Below are 17,904 nucleotides of genomic sequence, written 5' to 3'. Positions count from 1 at the left end.
AAAAGAAAATATGGAGTCATTACAAGCAATAAAGCAACGCTTTGGTATCATAGGAAACGATTCACATTTGAATCTAGCCTTGGAGAAAGCCATTCGCGTTGCTCCAACAGATATTTCTGTGTTAGTAACAGGAGAAAGTGGTGTTGGAAAGGAAAGTATTCCGAAAATTATTCACCAACTTTCTCATAGAAAACATGCAAAATATATTGCAGTCAATTGTGGAGCAATTCCAGAAGGAACAATTGATAGTGAATTATTTGGGCATGAAAAAGGAGCTTTTACAGGAGCAACTGCAACTCGAAAAGGATATTTTGAAGTTGCAGATGGAGGAACCATATTTTTAGATGAAGTAGGAGAATTACCACTTACAACACAAGTTCGTTTGCTTCGTGTTTTGGAAAATGGAGAATTTATTAAAGTGGGTTCTTCTGTTGTTCAAAAAACGAATGTTAGAATTGTTGCAGCCACGAATCTAAAAATGATGGAAGCGATACAAAAGAACAAATTCCGTGAAGATTTGTATTATCGTTTAAGCACTGTAGAAATTCAATTACCACCTCTAAGAGAACGAAAAGGAGATATTCATTTATTATTTAGAAAATTTTCAGCAGATTTTGCACAAAAATATCGAATGCCAACAATTCGATTGACAGATGGTGCTGTTGATTTATTAAGAAATTATAATTTTCCTGGAAATATTCGTCAATTACGAAATATTGCAGAACAAATCTCTGTGGTAGAAGAAGGAAGAGAAATTACACCTGAAATATTAAGTGGTTATTTACCGAATTTTGGTTCTAATCTTCCAACAGTAATAGAAAATAGCTCTTCAAGTGGAGGAAGTGATTTTGCAAATGAAAGAGAAATCATGTATAAAATTCTATTTGATATGCGAAACGATATCAATGATTTAAAGAAATTAACACATGATTTATTACAACATGGTTATAATGAACATGTTCATGAGCGAAACCAACATGTAATTGAAAAAATTTACAAAGACCAAGATACATCTAATAATGATGAAGGAGATGTGGAAGTTTTACAAATTTCACATAATCCTACTTATTCAGAACCTTCGGATAATTCGATAAAATATATTGAAGCAGAAGATACAGATGAATCTTTATCACTTCAAGAAAAAGAAGTAGAAATGATTAAAAAGTCTTTGGAAAGAAATAATGGAAAGCGAAAATTGGCTGCAAAAGAGCTTGGAATTTCAGAGAGAACTTTATACAGAAAAATAAAACAATATAATTTATAGATTTTCCAAAACAATTTATAAATTTGATATAATACACGATTGTAAATGAGGATATTAAAACAAATAAGCGTATTGGTAGTTTTGTGTGCGATTACGATTTCATGTGGAGTTTATTCTTTCACAGGAGCGAATACAAATGCAAAATCGGTACAAATTAATTTCTTTCCAAATAATGCTCCATTGGTTGAACCAACTTTGAGTCAGGAATTTACATTAGCTCTTCAAGATTTATTTTTATCTCAGACAAATTTAAGTTTGGTAAAAACGGGTGGAGAATTAGTAATTGATGGAGAAATAACAGGATACAGAATTACGCCAATGAGTGCAACAGCAAACCAAACTGCAGCACAAAATAGATTGACAATTACTGTGAATGTTCGTTTCTACAATACTTTGGATGAAAATGATGATTTTGAAAGGAATTTTTCTTTCTTCTATGATTATCCAGCGGATAGACAATTAGTTGGAAGTACTTTAGCAGATGCTTATCAAGTTATTTTTGAAAGAATTACACAAGATATTTTTAATGCTACTGTAGCAAAATGGTAAGAATATGATTAGCTCAAATGATTTTTTAAAACTTTTAGAAGAAACTTCTGTAATAGAAGAAAAAGAAACAAAAAAAATAGAGGAAATTTTAGAGAAATTTCCATATTTTCAAGCTGCTAGAGCTTTGTATTTAAAAGGATTGAAGAATCAGGAAAGCTATGAATATAATAGAGAATTAAAAAAAGCAGCTGCATACACGGCTGACAGAAGTATTCTATTCAATTTTATTACTTCTGAGAATTTTACATTTAAGAAAGAAGAAGTATTAAATGAAAGTCCAGAACCAAAAATAGAAGAGAAAGAAGTAGAAGAAATTTTAGATTTAGGAAAACCTCTTGATTTTGAAAAGAATGATTATTTGTCTTTTACAGAATGGCTTCAAGTAGGAAGTGTAAAAAAAGTAAATCGTTCAAAGATTGCAGAGATTCCTAAGAATATTACGGAGAAATTTGAATTAATAGATAAGTTTATTGCAACGAATCCGAAAATAAAATCACCAAATTCAAACGAAAAAAACGAAAATATTGCAGTAGAAAGTACCAAGATAAATGACCATATAATGACTGAAACATTGGCAAAAGTTTATCTTGAACAAAAGAAATATGATAGTGCAATTAAAGCATATCGCATATTAAGTTTGAAATATCCAGAAAAAAGTGTTTTATTTGCAAATCAGATTAAAGCAATAAAAGTTTTACAAAAAAATAAATCATGACAACATATAGTATATTTTTAGTTTTAATTATGATTGTAGCATTTTTGCTAATCTTAATTATTATGGTTCAAAACCCTAAAGGAGGAGGATTATCTTCATCTTTTGGAGGCGGAGGTTCTCAATTAGGTGGTGGTGTGCAGAGCACAAATGACTTTTTAGATAAAGGAACATGGACTTTAGCAATCGTTTTATTAGCTTTAATTTTATTATCAAATTTTGCAGCACCTAAACAATCAAGTGCAGCATCGGAGTCTTCAATTAAAAATAAAATTGAAAACAGAGAGATTTTAGAAACTGAAATTCCTACAACAACTCCAGCTGAAACAACTACGACAGCACAAGATACTGCTAAATAATTTTTATATTTTGTAAAATTATTTAATAGATAAAAAACATATTTCAATTTAAAAAAATGCCAACGTGTCATCGTTGGCATTTTTTTTTAACCATTTGTCAGGAAAAATCCAATGGCATAATTTTCGTAAATTAGACATCGTTGAAATTAAAAACTAAAAATCAAATGAAAGAAGTAAATATAAAACCATTAGCAGATAGAGTTCTTATCGAGCCTTTAGCAGCTGAAACTACGACTGCTGCAGGAATTATTATTCCAGATTCAGCAAAAGAAAAACCACAAAAAGGAACTGTGGTAGCTGTAGGAGCAGGAACGAAAGACGCACCATTAACTGTAAAAGTTGGTGACACTGTTTTATATGGTAAATATGCTGGTACTGAGTTAAAATATGAAGGTACTGATTATTTGATTATGAGAGAGAGTGACATTTTCGCAATTCTATAAAAAATTAAACAAAAATGGCAAAAGATATAAAATTTGATATTGAAGCACGTGATGGTTTAAAACGTGGTGTGGATGCTTTAGCAAACGCAGTAAAAGTAACTTTAGGACCAAAAGGAAGAAATGTAGTAATTGAGAAACCATTTGGTGGACCAACAATTACAAAAGATGGAGTTTCTGTTGCTAAAGAAATCGAATTAGAAGATAAAATCGAGAACATGGGAGCTCAAATGGTAAAAGAAGTAGCTTCTAAAACTAATGATATTGCAGGAGATGGAACAACTACTGCAACTGTTCTTGCACAAGCAATTGTAAAAGAAGGTTTAAAAAATGTTGCTGCTGGAGCAAATCCTTTAGATTTAAAAAGAGGAATTGACAAAGCTGTAAATGCCATTGTTGCTGAATTAAAATCAACTTCTCAAGAAGTAGGTGATAATTCAGATAAAATTAAACAAGTTGCTTCTATTTCTGCTAACAATGATAGTACTGTTGGAGATTTAATCGCAGAAGCTTTTGATAAAGTAGGAAAAGAAGGAGTAATTACTGTAGAAGAAGCAAAAGGTAGAGAAACTTATGTGGATATTGTAGAAGGAATGCAATTTGACAGAGGATATTTATCTCCTTATTTTGTTACTGATTCTGAGAAAATGGTAGTTGACTTAGAAAATCCATATATCTTATTATTTGAGAAGAAAATTGGATCATTAAAAGATTTATTACCAATTTTAGAGCCAGTTGCAAAGAGTGGAAAACCTTTATTAATCATCGCTGAAGATGTGGAAGGAGAAGCTTTAGCTACTTTAGTAATGAATAAATTAAGAGGAGCTCTTAAAATTGCTGCTGTAAAAGCTCCAGGATTTGGAGATAGAAGAAAAGCAATGTTAGAAGATATTGCTATTTTAACAGGTGGAACTGTAATTTCTGAAGAAAGAGGATTTACTTTAGAAAATGCTACAGTTGAAATGTTAGGAACTGCAGAGAAAGTAACTATTGATAAAGATAATACTACAATCGTAAACGGAGCAGGAGCTGAAGATGCAATCAAGAATCGTGTGAATCAAATTAAAGCACAAATTGAAACTTCAACTTCTGATTATGATAAAGAAAAACTTCAAGAGCGTTTGGCTAAATTAGCTGGAGGTGTTGCTGTTCTTTATGTTGGAGCTGCTTCTGAAGTAGAAATGAAAGAAAAGAAAGATCGTGTGGATGATGCATTACATGCAACTAGAGCTGCTGTTGAAGAAGGAATTGTTCCTGGAGGAGGAGTTGCTTTAGTACGTTCTAAAGCTGTTTTAGGAAATGCAGCAGCAGAAAATGCAGATGAAGAAACAGGAATTAACATTATTGATAGAGCAATCGAAGAGCCATTACGTCAAATTGTGCAAAATGCAGGAGGAGAAGGATCTGTGGTTGTTGCGAAAGTAATAGAAGGTTCAGGAGATTTCGGATATAATGCTAAGAATGAAGAGTATGTTCAAATGCTTTCAGCTGGGATTATTGATCCAACTAAAGTAACTCGTGTTGCTTTAGAAAATGCAGCTTCAGTTGCAGGAATGATTTTAACAACTGCTTGTACATTAGTAGATGTTAAGTCGGAAGGAGATGCCCCAGCAATGCCACCAATGGGTGGAGGAATGCCAGGAATGATGTAAAATAGATGTTTAAATAAGATTTGAAAAAGGCTATCTCATTTTGAGATGGTCTTTTTTGTTTTTTTAAACTACCTTTGTAATAAACCAATAGCACTCAAGCGACCAAATTTTAATGCTTTGATTTTAGTTTATTCACATAAAATTACACCGCGACTGACCTATATTTTCCGACATTTTTTTGTCAGAATATTGCAAGTTCCAGTTTCATTTACAACTAATATTTCTGAATTTGTAGCTTTTAATGGACCAAAATTAACTTATGCAAAACAAGCATTAGGTAAAGAGTTTTTTATTCGAAGTCATGATTTACTTTTTCAGCAAGGTATTCAAGATGTAGAAATTAGCATGAATTCTTGGGATGACATTCCATGTTTTTTTTCTACGGTAAATTCTACAATTCCTTTTGATATTTTTGCAGCAGGATTTTATCTTTTAAGTCGATATGAAGAATATTTTCCACATAAAGAAGATCAATATGAACGATTTCCTGCAAATGAAAGTTTAGCGTATAAAAGTGGTTTTTTAGAACTTCCAGTTATTGATATTTGGGCATTTAAATTTTTAAAGGTTTTACAAGATAGATATCCAGATTTTGAACCAAAAAAAAGAGAATTTAATTATATTTCGACTTTTGATGTAGATATTGCTTTTGATTATAAACATAAAGGAATGATTAGAACTTTAGGAGGAACATCAAGAGATATTTTAAACTTAAGAATTGGAAAATTAATTCATCGTTATTTATCGATTTTTGGCTTAAAAAAAGATCCTTTTGATGCTTTTGATCGTATTCTTCAGATTCAAGAAAGATATAATATTAAAACGCTATTTTTCTTTCAAATAGGAGATTATACAACATATGATAAGAATATTTCTGCAACAAACACAAAGTTTCGCTCTTTGATTAAATCCGTTTCAGATTATGCAGATATCGGATTACATCCGTCGTATTTTACCATGCGAAATGGAGATAAATTAAAGAAAGAAAAAAATAGATTAGAAAAAATAGTAAATAGACCAGTTTGTAAATCACGCCAACATTTCTTGCGATTAGACTTACCAGAAACATACCAGAATTTGATTGATTTAGAAATTATGGAAGATTATACAATGGGATATGCAAGTCATATAGGTTTTCGTGCAAGTACTTGTACACCTTTTTATTTTTACGATTTAGATTATGAAATTCAAACACCGTTGAAAGTTTTTCCTTTTGCTGTGATGGATGCAACTTTGAGAGATTATTTAAAGTTAAAACCAAAAGAAGCTTTTCGAAAAATGGTGGCAATCAAAAATGAAGTTCGAGCAGTAAATGGAACTTTAATTACACTTTTTCATAATGAAATATTTAGTAAGAATGAGCGCTGGAAAGGTTGGGAAAATATGTATGAAGGATTTATAAAAGAAATGAAATTAGCAGATGATAAATCTAAAAAGAAAGAACGAACTTAATATTGAGAAATATAATAATTGTATTGAAAAAGCGAAGAATTCAAGAATTTATGCGTTTAGTTGGTATTTAGATGAAGTTACTGAAAATTGGGAAGTTTTAGTTTATAAAGATTATGAAATGGTGATGCCTTTGCCAATTCGAAAAAAATATGGAATTAAATATGTTTACCAACCTTTTTGGGTTTTAGAATTAGGAATATTTTATTTGGAAAAAAACGAAGAAATTGAAAGAGAATTTTTAAAAATGGTTTCTAAAAAATATTTGTTTTCAGAATTTCGCTTAAATACAGAAAATGTTCAAGTTGAAAATTTGGGAAATATTAGTATAATTGATTTACGTTTTGACTACGATTTTATTTCTAAAAAATATAACAAAGGAAGAAGAAAAGATATTCGAAGAGCAAATGAAGCTAATTTGAGGATAGCTTCAGATGGAACTATCGAAAATTTAATAAAATTGTTTAGAGAAAATATCGGTTCAAGAGTCTCAAATATTCTTGAAAACGACTATGAAAATCTTAAAAATGTATTAAAATTATGTTTAGATAAAAAGTTGGGAGAATTACATACAATTAAAGATGAAAACTCTAATATTGTGGCAATTGGCTTCTTTTTACTGCATAAAACAAAGGTAACAACACTGATTACAGCCACAGATTTTAAAAATAGAAAGAATGGAGCAAATACTTTTTTGCTAGATTCTGTCGTTAAAAAATATATAGAAAAAGATTATTTTTTTGATTTTGGTGGCTCAAATATTCCTTCAATAGCAGACTTTTTTAATAGTTTTGGTGCTGAAGAAAAACAGTACACTTTATTTAAGTCTGGAATTCTATCAAAAATTAAATAATTGCTTTCTATACTGATAGATAAAATAAAACATGATAGATGAATAATATTAAACACATTTTTTTTGATTTAGATCATACTTTGTGGGATTTTGAAGCGAATTCTGATTTGGCTTTAGAAGCTATTTTGAAAGAAAATACGACCATAAATGTTACTGATTTTATTGAAAAATACCGTCCAATAAATTCGGAATATTGGAAGAAATATGCAGTACATGAAGTGACAAAAGAAGCTTTAAAATATGGACGATTAAAAGATACTTTTGATGCATTAGATTATGAAATAGATGATGAATTAATTCATTTTTTAAGCGAAGAATATCTTAGAAAATTACCAGATTTTGATAAGCTTTTTGACAATACACATGAGGTTTTAAACTATTTAAAAGAAAAATATAAACTTCATATAATCACTAATGGATTTAAAGAGGTTCAAAATAAAAAAATTGAAAATTCTAATTTGAAAGCATATTTTGATGTAATCATTACATCGGAATGTGTAGGAGTAAATAAGCCAAATCCAAAGATTTTTAATCATGCAATGGAAAGTGCAGCAGCAGCAACTGAAAATTCATTAATGATTGGTGATAATTTGCAAACAGATATTAAAGGAGCTCAAAGTATAGGTATGAATGTTATTTTTTGTAACTTTAATAGAGAGCCTCTCGAAGAAGAAATTATTCAGATACATGAATTAAAGGAATTGCTTAATCTTTTATAAAAGACGGATGTATGAAGAACTGGAAATTGTTAATAGGTCTATGGACCTTATTATTCGTTTTTGCATCATGTACAGATAGCTTGGATTTTGATCAGGCAGATGGTGCAGAATTTTTGACGCAGAATAAACTTTCGATTGTTCATTTTAAATTGGACGGAATTGACTTTGTAGATCATCAAGATTTGAATTTAGTTACAGCAAAAGACAGTACAAGATTTGATGTTTTTCAAGAAGAATTTATACAAAATCACTTAGTAAAGTTAGACTTACAATTCACTATTAATAATAAATTTAATTACAACACTCTTGTGAATCTTTATTTTAAAAATCAACAAGGAGTGAGAGAATATCAAGTTGGGCCTTTATTAGCTCCAGCTGGGCAAGAAGAAATGTTTATTCATGAAATTGATGACGCTGGATTAGAAGCTTTGAAAAGATCTAATGAAATTGTTATTGAATTGACATCACAAAAAGATAGTGATGCTTTTAATGAAGAAATGTTTTTAGATTTTCAGTCTTCAGGTATTTTTTATTTAAATATTCATTAATATGAAAAAGAGTGTATTTTTAGTCATAGCTTTTATTTGTTCTTTAAAAGCTATGAGCCAACAGAAACCTGTGTTATATAATTTTAGAGAAATTCCACAAGCACAATTGTTGAATCCTTCCATAATTCCTGAATATAAATTTCATATTGGTTTTCCAGGATTGTCTGGTGTTTATACAAATGTAGGATTGAAAAATGTGTCTGTTTATGATGTTTTTTCTAAAAATAATAATGATTTTGTAGAAAAACTTCGTGAAATAGCGTATGATTTAGATAAAAATGACTTTTTTGAAATTACACAACAAGTAGATGTTTTTAATGTTGGATTTCAACTTCCTAAATCGAAACTTTATATTTCTACAGGAATTTACCAAGAATTAGATTTATTTATGTATTATCCTCAAGATGCTGTACAATTTTTCTTTGAAGGAACTTCTGTTTTAGATAAAAGATATAATTTGGGAGATTTAACTGTAAAAGGAGAATTATTAGGAGTTTTTCATATTGGAGTTGCAAAGCAATTGAATGAAAGATTGTCTGTTGGAGGTAGATTTAAGCTATATTCAAGTGCGGCAAATATTCAAATTAAAAACAGCCGAGGAACTTATTATACAACTCAAGGAACAGATAATTATTATTCACACAATTTTGAAGATGTTTATGTAAAACTTCAAACTTCTGGAATTATTTATGAAGATGATCAAGAAGATCCAACAACAAGTGATTATATCAAAAATACATTTTTTGGTGGAGGATTAGGAGTTGGATTAGATGGAGGTTTTACTTATAATGTTACCGACCAATGGACAGTTACTGGAAGTTTTCAAGATTTAGGATTTGTAAATAATACAGTAAATACAAAAAGTTATACAGCAAAAGGGAATTTTGAAACACAAGGAATTGATTTTCAATTTAACCCAGATGAGCCTTTAGATTATTGGCAACAATTAGAAGATGATTTGGATGAAAATATTCCAAGAGATACAATCTATTCTAGTTATACAACTATGCGACCTTTAAAATTGCATGCTTCTGCTTCTTATCGTTTTCATATTTTAGAAAAATGTGAGTGTTATAATACTTTAGAAGATATAGAATATAGAGAAGAAGTTGGAGGACAAATTTATACTGTTTTTCGTCCGAAAAAACCTAGAATTGCTTTAACTGCTTTTTATGCAAGAAGACTTTTCAAAAATATTTATTCAAAAATTACATATACAGTTGACTCTTATTCTTATACAAATGTTGGAGTAGGATTATCTGCAAAATTTGGAGCTTTCCAAATGTATGGAATCTTTGATAATGTATTAGAAATTCCAAATATTTATAAGGCAAATCAAGTTGGTTTACAATTTGGAATGAATTTTATATTTGGTGGAAAATAGCATTTTATTTTAAAAAAAGGAAAATATGATTTTAATAACCATATTTTCCTTTCCATTTACCATGTAAATACGTTCGTAAACTCTCTTCTCTTTGATTTTTACTAGGTTTAAAAAGTATTGTATTTGTTATCTCTTTAGGTAAAAATTCCTGTGTAACAAAATTGCCTTCAAAATCATGTGCATATTTATAATCTTGCCCATAATTTAAATCTTTCATCAGTTTTGTTGGAGCATTTCTTAAATGAAGTGGAACAGCTAAATCACCAGTTTTTTTGACTAATTCTTGTGCTTGATTTATAGCCATATAAGCAGAGTTACTTTTTACTGAAGAAGCTAAATAAATTGCACACTGACTAAGAATAATTCTAGATTCTGGCATTCCAACAACATTTACAGATTGGAACGTATTATTTGCCATTATTAAAGCAGTTGGATTTGCATTTCCAATATCTTCAGAAGCTAAAATAATCATTCTTCGAGCAATAAATTTTGGGTCTTCACCACCTTCAATCATTCTTGCTAACCAATAAACAGCAGCATTTGGATCACTTCCACGAATCGATTTGATAAAAGCGGATATAATATCATAATGTTGTTCGCCAGTTTTGTCATAACGTACATTATTTTTTTGCACTTTTTTCAAAACCATTTTATTGGTAATTATAATTTTGTCTGTTTTTTCTGAAAGAACAACTAATTCAAAGGTATTTAAAAGCTTTCTAGCATCACCACTTGAAATTTGTAATAAAGCTTCTGTTTCTTTTAAAATAATTTCTTTTTTAGTTAATATTTCATCTGTTTTTATCGCTTTTTTTAATAAGGAAATTAAATCATCGTTACTAAAAGGTTCTAAAGTATATACTTGACATCTAGATAATAATGCTGGAATTACTTCGAAGCTTGGGTTTTCAGTTGTTGCACCAATTAGTGTTATCCAACCCTTTTCTACAGCTCCTAATAAAGAATCTTGTTGAGATTTGCTAAATCGATGAATTTCATCAATAAAAAGAATTGGATTTTTGGTCGTAAAAAGCCCTTTTTCTTGTTTTGCTCTTTCAATAATCTCTCTAACATCTTTTACTCCTGAATTTATGGCACTTAATGCAAAAAAAGGACGATCTGTTGTATTCGAGATAATAGTTGCAAGCGTTGTTTTTCCAACTCCTGGAGGTCCCCAAAAAATTAAAGATGGAATTATTCCATTTAAAATCTGAATTCTTAATGGAGCATTTTTACCAATTAGATGATTTTGACTAAAAAAATCATCTAAATTATTAGGTCTCATTCTTTCTGCAAGTGGTTTGTTCATACTGTAAATTTAAACATGAATACTGTTAAGTTAAACATTGTTTTTTGTTAAAAAATACATTTTATTTTAAGTGTAATGTTAAATAAATATAGAAGAATATTTGTAATGAATTCTAAATTAATTAAATGTTAATAAATTAATACAAAACATATCAAATGTGTAAAAAAGCGTAATTAGACTTTATAAATATTGAGTATAATTGAATATATCGATAATATATTTCTAATATATTAAGTTAAAATTAAAATATATTTACTTTTTTTTAACTAAAAAGTTGGAATTTTAAGTATTATTTAAGATTTTTGGCACTAATTAATTCAAATAATTATATAATGAAAACAAAGTTTAATGGAATTTTAACACTATTATTAGTGTTAGTAGGGCATGTTGTTTTTGCCCAACAAAAGACTGTTACTGGTACAGTTTCAGATGAGACGGGACCTCTTTTGGGAGCAACTGTCTTGATTAAAGGTACTGCATCAGGTACGGAAACTGATTTTGATGGAAATTATACTATTCAAGTTGAAAAAGGTCAAACTTTAGTTTTTAGTTTTACTGGAACAGATGGTAAAGAAGTTGTAGTTGGAGATTCAAATACAATCAATGTTCAATTAAAATCTGTAAACTTAATTGATGAAGTTTCTTTAGGATATGTTAAGAAGAAAAGAGGAGCAACTGCAGCAGGTATTTCTACTGTATCAGCTCAAGATATCCAAGAGGTAGCTCAAACAACAAATATTGCAAATGCACTTCAAGGTAAAGCATCAGGGGTGACAGTTACTGCAAGAAACGGACAACCAGGTCAAACTGCATTCGTAAGAATTAGAGGAGTTGGTTCTATTTCTTCTGGTCAAGAGCCACTTTATATTGTGGATGGTGTGCCAATTGATGAAGCTTCGTTGAACTTAATCAACAATTCAGATATTGAAAGTATGTCTGTATTAAAAGACGCTGGAGCTGCTGCAATCTATGGAGCTCGTGCATCTAACGGGGTTGTAATTATTACAACTAAAGGTGGTAAAAGAAACCAAGATGCTAAATTCTCTGTTACTGCACAATATGGTAGTACTGAAAGATTAGATGGAGGAATTGAATTAATGAATGCTGAGCAGAAATTAAGATATGAGAGAGAATTAGGAGTTGGTGTTGGAGCTGGAATCACTTCTCAAACAGAATGGGATAGATTAGTTGGTTTAAACCATGACTGGAGAAACACTATCTTAAGAGATGGTACTGTTACTTCTTTAGGATTTAACGTTGCAGGTGGTAACGAAAAATCTACTTACTATGTTTCTTTACAAAAAGATTCTGATACAGGTATTATCAAAGACGTGAATGGATTTGATAAAACTACTGCTCGTGTTAATATCAACTTTGACGCTAAAGATTGGTTAACATTAGATGCTAAGACTTCTGTTTCTTATACTAAGAGTGTTGGATTTAGAGATAGAAATAACGTACAAAGTCCATTCGTTGCGGCTATGACATATAATCCTTATGAGACTGTATATCAAAGAGATGCAGATGGAAATTATGTTTTCAATGAAAGAGGAGAAAGAGAGTATAACTTAACTCACTCTGGATATAATGTAATTGAGGCAATCAGAAAAAATCCTTCTCAAGATGAGTTCGTAAGATTATTTGGATCTTTCTCTGCGGATGCTAAAATTTTAGAAAACTTAGTTTATTCTCCAAAATTAGGGGTAAACTATAACGTTAATAGAAGTGAAAACTTTATGTTCCCATCTAGTATTTTATCACAATTCGTAAGTGAGGATGGAACTCCAGGAAGAAAAGGTGAATCAGGATACTACGATTTTACTTATAACTTCCAAAATATTATTCGTTACAACACTACGTTTAACGATAAGCATAACTTAAGTGTTTTAGCATTTACTGAATATATTAGTAATGATTTCAGAAACTATAGTGTATCTGCTGTTGGATTCTCAAAAGATAACATTAGCCAATTAGGAACTGGAGCTGAGCCTGATGGAGCAGGAGGAGGAAGAAGTCAAAAAAGAACTTTCTCTATTGCTGGTAACGTAGATTATAACTATGATGAAAAATATATCTTCGCTGGAACATTAAGACGTGATGGTTCTTCAGTATTCGGTGCAGATAACAGATTTGGTACTTTCTTCTCTGTTTCTGGAGCATGGAACTTACACAATGAGAAATTCTTAGCTGATAACAAATACATCAGTTCATTAAAATTCAGAGCTTCTTACGGTACATTAGGTAACGATAGAATTGGAAGATATTCTTCTTTAGGATTAACTAGCTATAGTACTAGTTATGGAAACCAACCAGCATCTGCGCCTGGACAAGTAGAGAATCCTAACTTAAAATGGGAGTCTAAAGCTATTACTGACGTTGCTGTTGAGTATGGATTATTTAACAACCGTATCCGTGGTATCGTAGATTACTATAAATCTGTAACTTCTGATTTATTATTAAGTGTTCCACTTCCAGCTGAGGGAGGAAGATTTAGTAGAATTGAGAACGTTGGTGAGATTCAAACTCAAGGTATCGAATTAGAATTAAGTGGAGATATCTTAAGAAACTACCATGATGTAACTTGGACTGTTGGAGGTAACATTGCTTTCACTGATACTAAAGTAAATAAATTAGTAGGTGATGAGCCATATTATGAAACAGGATTAATCTTAGAAGAAGGAGAAGAAATTTATACTCACTACTTAGTAAGATATGCAGGAGTTAATCCAGCAAATGGACACGCTTTATACTATGATAAAGATGGAAATGTAACTGATCAATTTAGTGGAGATCACACTGTAGCATTAAAAGGTAAAACTGTAAATGCTGATTTTGATGGTACTATCTATACAAGAGTTAACTGGAGAGGATTAGAGTTATCTGCTAACTTCTACTACAAATATGGAAACTACATCTTAAACGGAAGAAAATGGAGATTAGAGTCTGATGGATCTAATGCATTAGATAATCAACAAGTATCTGCATTTAACTACTGGAGACAACCAGGAGATACAGGAGTATTACCTGCGCCACAACAATTATCAGGAATTGATTCAAATCAATTAACTGACCGTTTCTTACAAGATGGATCTTACATCAGATTAAGAACTGTAAAGCTTTCTTATAACTTACCACAAAAATTAGTTGAAAAAGCTTACTTATCAAGAGTAAATGTTTATGTTCAAGGACAAAACTTATGGACTTATGCTCCAAACTATGAAGGAGATCCAGAGATTGGAATCCAAACTGGAGAGAGCTATACTGCAGGAGAGGTAAGAGTTCCTGGAGCATATGATAACGGATCATACCCAACTACTAGAAGTTATATGTTCGGTATCGATATTAGTTTCTAATTAACTTAAAAACAACAAAATGAAAAAAATAATATTATCTATAGGTTTACTTGTTTCTGCAATTTCTTTTACTTCTTGTGAAAGTGAATTAGAAGTGAAACCTTTTAGTAGTGTTGTTACTGATGACAATACTTACGTAACTGAAGAAGAATTTGACCAAGGGGTTAAAGGAATTTATTCAAATATGAGAGGAGGAGGTTACTATGGAGGAACTATGTTTATCGTTCCTGATGTAACTAGTGATAACGTAATCATTTCTCAAACAGGAAGATTAACACAAAGAACTGCTAATAGCTGGTTGTATAATTCAATTTCTACAGTTGGAGCTTATTATACTAACTATGGAGTTATTAACAGAGCAAACACTATATTAAAATATTTAGAAAATTATCAAGGTTCAGAAAGTTCTAAGAATAACTTTAAAGGAGAAGCTTTAGCTACTAGAGCAATCTCTCATTTTGATATCTTGAGACAATTTTCTAAAATTCCTACACAAAGCGCTGATGCAAATCAAAGCTTAGGTATCGCTTACGTTACTGAAGTTGATGCTTTACAAACTCCAGCAAGATTAAATGTAGCAGATTCTTATGCTAAAGTGATTGCTGATTTAGAAGAAGCTTTAACTATCATTGGAGCTGATAATGGAACTGGTAGATTAAATGAAAATGCAGTAAAAGCAATTTTAACAAGAGTATATTTATATAACGGTGATTACCAAAAAGCATTAGATATGTCTAATGATGTGAATGGTGAATTAGCAACTGGATCTACTTTTGAACAAATCTGGACTGACCAAAGTGAAACAGAAGTATTATTTAAATTATTAATTACTCCTGAAGATAATATCGCTATTGGTACTCTTTATTCTCAATCTTCTTCTGATACTGAAATCAGATCTGAGTATGTATTTGATTACGAATTCTTCCAATTATATGAAGGAGGAGATATCAGAAGATCAGCTTATTATAAGCCAGGAACTTGGGATGGTAATGATTATAATGCTATCAAGAAATGGTTAGGTAAGGGAACAAACAGAAATGGTGAAGTTGATGCTAAAGTAATGCGTTTTGGAGAAGTTATTTTAAACAGAGCTGAATCTGCATTCATGTTAGGTGATGAAACTGCTGCTTTAACTGCTGTAAACTTATTAAGAAATGCTAGAGGATTAACTAATTTTTCAGGATCTGGAGAGCAGTTATTAAACGAAATTAAACTTCAAAGAAGATTAGATTTAGCTTTCGAAGGTCATAGATTCTTTGATATTAAGCGTTGGGGAGAAAGTGTGATTCGTTCAAACAAAGGAGATTTAGCTGATGGTACAGGAACACCTGCATTAGTAAGAGAATTACCTTCTGGAGATCACAGATTCCAATTCCCGATTTCACTAGCTGCTTTACAAGCAAATGAAAATCTACAACAGAATCCAGGTTATTAATCAATTAAAGTAGGAACAAATGAAACATTTTATAAAATCATCAATTTTAACTGCTGCAATTGGGATGTCATTAATCTCTTGTGAAGATAACGAAGTTACTTCTCATGATTTAAGTTTCCCAGGTAATGCATTTGCGGCATTTGAAAATACAACAGCGCAAACTTCAGAAACTAGTTCTGACGTAATTAATATCGTTGCTTTTTATGCAAATTCTAACCAGAGTGCTAATACTGATGTACAATTTTCTATAACTGAAAATAATATCACTTCTTCAGATTATGAAATCGTTGATGGGAAAACAGCTTTTAGCTTTAACCCAGCAGAACGTCAGTTTACAGATACTCTTAAAGTTAAAGTATTTGATAACAACGTAACAGATGATAACAAATCTTTAGTATTCACATTAACAGGATCTAATAATAATATCACTTTCGGATACCCAGGAGAAGCTATGAATAATAGTACTTTTGAATTATTTATCGAAACTGATGAGTGTGCATTATTTGCTGAAGAATTTGGAGGAGAAGCAGGTTCACCTATTACTCCAGGATCAAGAAAAGAAACTTCAATTGATCAATTTAGTGGAGATGAGTTTAATGCTCCTGTAACTTCTGAAATTTCTGCTGGTGCAGGAACTCAAGTAGTTACTTATAAAATTTCTAACTTATATAAAGAAGTTTTAGCTACTTTAGAAGGAGGAACTTTTGAACATGCAGAAAACCAAGGTTATGCATTCTTTGAATTAAATAATTCAGATTTCAATAATCCGATTGTTAATATCACAGGACAAGGTGCAAATTCATATTTTGCAACTTACGATTCAAAAGAATTAAGAATTCAAGAGGCACATGATTTTGATTCAGGATCATACCCACAATCTACTTTTGACACTTGTGAGAAGACTGTAACAGCTCATTACGTATTATATTACGTTGATGGAGGTGGTAATAACGTAGTTTTTGACGTAGTAACAATTAATTTAGGATTCTAAAAATTTAAAAAATGAAAAAATTAACATTAAAATATTTAAGCATGTTGTTCGTACTTGCAATATGCTTTACATCATGTAGTGATGATGATCCAGCAGACGTAAATTTATCAGAAGATAGATTAGCATCACTTTATTTTAGCTCTGGTTCAGGAAATGTTTTTGTAACTGAAGATGATGGTTCAGCAGTTGCTAAAATTCCAGTAGCGGCTTCTTATATTTATTCAACTGATAGAGCTATTGCTGTAACAGTTGATTCAGATAAGTCTACTGTTGATCCTGCTGATTATTCAATTGTAGATGCAAGTTTAAAAATTCCTGCAAATTCAGTTGAAGGGTTTATTGAAATCAATATTAATTTTAATAATGGAACACCTTTAGAAGAAGAAAATTTAATCGTTCTTGATTTATCTGCTATTGATCCAAATCTATTACCTTTAGTAGATGTTAGTAATGCACGTTTAAACTATGAGTTAACTGTAGTTCAAGTGAACTGTCCAGTAGTTTTATCTGCTCCATTAGCAGGAAACTGGACTGCTACTAGTAACGGAACAAATGCTGATAACCAACAAGGTGGAGTTGCTGTAGATTATGAATATGCTGTAACTATTATTGATAATGGAGATGGAACATTAAATTTCTCTGATGCATTAGGAGGATTATACCGTTACTGGTATGAAGCTCCATATGGATATAACCGTGATACACCAAGAGATTTAAACTTCAATATTTGTGGTGAAATGTCTGGTACGTTTGATACATTTTTTAATAATGATGTTGTAACGTATACTGGTTCTTATGATTCAACAACTGATGAAATTACTGTTACATGGTCAAATGTTTTCGGTGATCAAGCGACAGCTGTTTACTCAAGATAATTAGAATTCTAA

The 17,904-nt window shown here is 30.7% G+C and carries 16 protein-coding genes; 15 read left to right on the top strand and 1 reads right to left on the bottom strand.

Annotated elements, in window-relative coordinates; all coding sequences use genetic code 11:
• Positions 1 to 10 precede the first annotated feature (10 nt).
• From I1A51_RS01780 to I1A51_RS01730, 11 genes are all read left to right on the top strand, one after another.
• On the top strand, positions 11 to 1,264 hold the full coding sequence (locus I1A51_RS01780; protein WP_196890661.1) for a sigma-54 interaction domain-containing protein: 1,254 nt from the start codon (positions 11 to 13) through the stop codon (positions 1,262 to 1,264).
• 45 nt (positions 1,265 to 1,309) lie between these two features.
• Positions 1,310 to 1,813, top strand: a complete 504-nt coding sequence (locus I1A51_RS01775; RefSeq protein WP_196890660.1) for an LptE family protein — start codon at positions 1,310 to 1,312, stop codon at positions 1,811 to 1,813.
• Between the two features lie 4 nt (positions 1,814 to 1,817).
• The gene (locus I1A51_RS01770; RefSeq protein WP_231373930.1) at positions 1,818 to 2,528 is read left to right on the top strand and encodes a hypothetical protein; all 711 of its coding nucleotides are present in this window, start codon (positions 1,818 to 1,820) and stop codon (positions 2,526 to 2,528) included.
• Positions 2,525 to 2,884 (top strand): preprotein translocase subunit SecG, encoded by a 360-nt coding sequence (secG, locus tag I1A51_RS01765; RefSeq protein WP_196890659.1) that lies wholly within the window; start codon positions 2,525 to 2,527, stop codon positions 2,882 to 2,884. The genes I1A51_RS01770 and secG overlap by 4 nt, the downstream gene beginning before the upstream one ends.
• A gap of 164 nt (positions 2,885 to 3,048) precedes the next feature.
• Positions 3,049 to 3,327, top strand: coding sequence for a co-chaperone GroES (locus I1A51_RS01760; RefSeq protein WP_196890658.1), 279 nt, complete (start codon positions 3,049 to 3,051; stop codon positions 3,325 to 3,327).
• Between the two features lie 14 nt (positions 3,328 to 3,341).
• On the top strand, positions 3,342 to 4,976 hold the full coding sequence (gene groL, locus I1A51_RS01755; protein WP_196890657.1) for a chaperonin GroEL: 1,635 nt from the start codon (positions 3,342 to 3,344) through the stop codon (positions 4,974 to 4,976).
• A gap of 189 nt (positions 4,977 to 5,165) precedes the next feature.
• Complete coding sequence (locus I1A51_RS01750; RefSeq protein WP_317192828.1) at positions 5,166 to 6,428, top strand: polysaccharide deacetylase family protein; 1,263 nt, start codon at positions 5,166 to 5,168, stop codon at positions 6,426 to 6,428.
• Complete coding sequence (locus I1A51_RS01745) at positions 6,397 to 7,278, top strand: GNAT family N-acetyltransferase (RefSeq protein WP_196890655.1); 882 nt, start codon at positions 6,397 to 6,399, stop codon at positions 7,276 to 7,278. The genes I1A51_RS01750 and I1A51_RS01745 overlap by 32 nt, the downstream gene beginning before the upstream one ends.
• A 38-nt stretch (positions 7,279 to 7,316) precedes the next feature.
• Positions 7,317 to 7,997 carry a YjjG family noncanonical pyrimidine nucleotidase gene (locus tag I1A51_RS01740; RefSeq protein ID WP_196890654.1) on the top strand — a complete coding sequence of 227 codons (681 nt, stop codon included), beginning with the start codon at positions 7,317 to 7,319 and terminating at the stop codon, positions 7,995 to 7,997.
• An 11-nt stretch (positions 7,998 to 8,008) separates the two neighbouring features.
• Entirely contained in the window at positions 8,009 to 8,545 is a 537-nt protein-coding gene (locus I1A51_RS01735) for a hypothetical protein (protein WP_196890653.1), read from the top strand.
• Positions 8,546 to 8,597: 52 nt separating this feature from the next.
• Positions 8,598 to 9,929: a DUF5723 family protein gene (locus tag I1A51_RS01730; RefSeq protein ID WP_196890652.1), complete on the top strand. Its 1,332-nt coding sequence runs from the start codon at positions 8,598 to 8,600 to the stop codon at positions 9,927 to 9,929.
• A 31-nt stretch (positions 9,930 to 9,960) separates the two neighbouring features.
• On the opposite strand, the gene I1A51_RS01725 is transcribed toward I1A51_RS01730, so the two are convergent.
• On the bottom strand, positions 9,961 to 11,238 hold the full coding sequence (locus tag I1A51_RS01725) for a replication-associated recombination protein A (protein ID WP_196890651.1): 1,278 nt from the start codon (positions 11,236 to 11,238) through the stop codon (positions 9,961 to 9,963).
• A 332-nt stretch (positions 11,239 to 11,570) separates the two neighbouring features.
• Here I1A51_RS01725 and I1A51_RS01720 point away from each other — a divergent pair, with 332 nt between their 5' ends.
• Genes I1A51_RS01720 through I1A51_RS01705 form a run of 4 tightly spaced genes read left to right on the top strand, consistent with a single transcriptional unit; the run spans position 11,571 to position 17,892 of the window.
• A complete protein-coding gene (locus tag I1A51_RS01720) occupies positions 11,571 to 14,591 on the top strand; it encodes a SusC/RagA family TonB-linked outer membrane protein (RefSeq protein WP_196890650.1) in 3,021 nt (1,006 codons plus the stop codon).
• A gap of 19 nt (positions 14,592 to 14,610) precedes the next feature.
• A complete protein-coding gene (locus tag I1A51_RS01715; RefSeq protein ID WP_196890649.1) occupies positions 14,611 to 16,026 on the top strand; it encodes a RagB/SusD family nutrient uptake outer membrane protein in 1,416 nt (471 codons plus the stop codon).
• A 19-nt stretch (positions 16,027 to 16,045) separates the two neighbouring features.
• Complete coding sequence (locus I1A51_RS01710; protein WP_196890648.1) at positions 16,046 to 17,017, top strand: hypothetical protein; 972 nt, start codon at positions 16,046 to 16,048, stop codon at positions 17,015 to 17,017.
• A gap of 11 nt (positions 17,018 to 17,028) precedes the next feature.
• Entirely contained in the window at positions 17,029 to 17,892 is an 864-nt protein-coding gene (locus I1A51_RS01705) for a hypothetical protein (RefSeq protein ID WP_196890647.1), read from the top strand.
• Positions 17,893 to 17,904 lie beyond the last annotated feature (12 nt).

Source organism: Aureivirga marina (genome assembly GCF_015767265.1).
GTDB lineage: Bacteria > Bacteroidota > Bacteroidia > Flavobacteriales > Flavobacteriaceae > Aureivirga > Aureivirga marina.
Note: the sequence above shows the minus strand (reverse complement) of the source record. Positions and strands in the feature narration are given on the sequence as shown.